This window comes from Nocardiopsis sp. NPDC055824 (assembly GCF_053616335.1).
In genome coordinates this window covers 1-2003 of sequence record NZ_JBSHDN010000394.1, presented here as the reverse complement: position 1 = coordinate 2003, position 2003 = coordinate 1, and the positions used below count along the sequence as shown (strand labels likewise).

The 2003-nt window shown below is 74.5% G+C and carries 1 protein-coding gene; it reads left to right on the top strand.

All coding sequences use genetic code 11. The features are described from left to right. Positions 1-613 precede the first annotated feature (613 nt). Positions 614-1954: an acyltransferase family protein gene (locus tag ACWGL3_RS32115; RefSeq protein WP_267947137.1), complete on the top strand. Its 1341-nt coding sequence runs from the start codon at positions 614-616 to the stop codon at positions 1952-1954. Positions 1955-2003 lie beyond the last annotated feature (49 nt).

Sequence of the window (2003 nt, the reverse complement as noted above, 5' to 3'; positions counted from 1 at the left end):
GGGGGGTCACCCCCCCCCCCCCCGGCGCGGGCGACGCGGGCCCCCGGCGCGGGTGTGGCCGTCCCCGCCCACACCGGGCCGGAAGGCCCTCGACGCCCCACGCCGCCCACGCCGACGCCCGCCCCCGCACCAGCGGGGCCGGACACGCTGAGGCGTTCACGGGGTGGCCGCACCACGACGACCACCACCGGTTCCACACCGCCCTCGCCGGCCCTCCAGCTTCCCGTGTCCCCGGCCTCTCGGGTCGGTACGCCCGGGCCGCGGGTGCTCCCGGTGGTCTGGCGCCCGCGCCGATCGCCGCGAGCGGCCGTCGGACGCGGTCCCTCCCGTCCGGGCTCCACTACCCTGCCGGGCGCTCCCGCGCGGTGGTGCGGGCACCACCTTTTCGGGGAGTGCGAACCGCCGGTTCAAAAGGGGCGTCAGATCCATCGCGACCACCCGCCTGTTCCGCCTAAGGTCGTAACAACGCGCGTCACCGATCTGCCGACACCGACGCGGGCCCGCCGTAGGGCGCGTTGGAGAACGCGTTGCCACCCCCTGATCCCGGTCGACTCCGACCACTGGGAACACGCTGTGCCCAGGGGGTCCGTGCACGGGAAGACCTAGGAGCGACATGACCGTGACCGTCGAGAACGAGGGCGGGGGCTTGCTGTCCGCGCCCCCGCCCGGCACCGTCCACGCGGCCTCACCCGCCGCCGACCAGCGGGTCCCCCGGCCCGGAGCGGGGCGTGACAGGTTTCTCGACGTCATCAGGCTCCTCGTCATGGCCCTCGTGGTCATGCAGCACTGGTGGCTCCCGGTCCTGGCCCAGGACCAGGGCGTCCTGGAGGCGGGAAGCGTCCTGGAGACCGAGGGCGGCTTCGCCCTCACGTGGGTCGTCCAGGTCATGCCGCTGATCTTCTTCGTCGGCGGGGCCGCGAACCTCATCAGCTGGCGCTCGGCCTCGGACAAGGGGGTCCCGGCCTCGACCTGGTACGCGCGCAGACTGCGCCGCCTCGCCTGGCCCGTGGTGCCGCTCGCGATCGTGTGGATCACCGCCTCCCACCTGCTGGTGCTGAGCGGCGCCCCCGCGGAGTCGGTCCTGGTGGGCTCGGGCGCGGCGGGCATGGTCCTGTGGTTCCTGGCGGTGTACGTGCTGGTCGTGGTGGCGACCCCGGTGCTGTTCGCCGCGCAGGAGAGGTTCGGGTGGTGGGTGCCGGCGGCGCTGCTCGCCGGCGCGGTCGCCGTCGACGCCGTCCGGTACGGGACCGGTGCGGACTGGGTCGGGTACCTGAACATCGCGTTCGTGTGGCTGGGCATCCACCAGCTCGGCTTCCGCTACGCGACGGGGGCGATCCGCCTCCGCTACGCGGCGATGATGGCCGTGGGCGGCGGCGTCGCCGCGCTGGCCCTGGTGCTGTTCGGGCCGTACTCGGTGAACATGACGGGCGTGTTCGCCGCCGAGACCTCGAACGTGTCCCCGCCGACCCTGGTGCTCGGCTCCCTGGGCGTCCTCCAGATCGGCGTCGCGGTGCTGCTGCGGGAGAGGATCAGCGCGTGGTCGGACCGCCCCGGGCCCGCGCGGATGCTGGACCGGGTCTGCCCGCAGCTGATGACGGTCTACCTGTGGCACATGATCCCGGTCAGCGTGGTCGCGGGGGTCCTGGTGTTCGGCCTGGGGATCGACACCCCGGCGCCGCTGACGGGCACGTGGCTGCTGTGGGGCGTGCTGGGCCTGGCGGTCCTGCTGCCGATGATCGCGCCGCTGGCGCACTGGGCGGTGCGGTTCGAGAACCCGCCGAAGGCGCTGAGCGGCTCCCCCGGCATGCTGCGGGTCCTGGTCGCGGCCGCGCTGATCGGCGGCGGGATGCTGATACTGACGGTGTCGGGCCTGGGCGTGGGCCTGGCGCCCCTGCTCGGGCTGCTGGCGGTCCTGTCGGGCCTGATGCTGACGCGGGCGCCCGTACGGGTCTGACGTCCTGCGCCCCTCCGGCGCGGCCCCGGTCCCCGCGCGGGGACCTGGC

What these genes read in the sequence shown, in the direction of transcription:
- ACWGL3_RS32115 (WP_267947137.1), top strand. Translation starts at nt 614, where the DNA reads ATGACCGTGACCGTCGAGAACGAGGGCGGGGGCTTGCTGTCCGCGCCC.